We start from the raw sequence: 264 nt of genomic DNA, 5'->3' as shown, positions 1-264 counted from the left end.
CATCCTCGAGAACGCGCTACGCAACGCCCGCGCCGAGATGGACGAGGTGCTCGTCCGCACCGCGTTGTCCCCCGGTATCCGCGAGCAGCACGACGAGGTCCCGCTCATCGCCGATCCCAGCGGCAAGATGGTCGTCGGGCAGTTCGGATTGTCCGGGCCCGACTTCCTCGACAATTTCACCGGGACCGTCGGTGAGGGCGCCATCCTGCTCACGTCCGATCCCTCTGCCTGCGGCGCCGCGATCAGCCACGCCAACGACTGGCT

General features: G+C 67.8%; 1 protein-coding gene. It reads left to right on the top strand.

Annotation, left to right across the window (positions count from 1 at the left end; genetic code table 11):
* On the top strand, nt 1-264 hold a 264-nt coding region (locus AC0IX4_RS23100), incomplete at both ends, for a hydantoinase B/oxoprolinase family protein (RefSeq protein WP_471831413.1).

The organism is Rhodococcus sp. AC861, from assembly GCF_979256035.1.
Note: the sequence above shows the minus strand (reverse complement) of the source record. Positions and strands in the feature narration are given on the sequence as shown.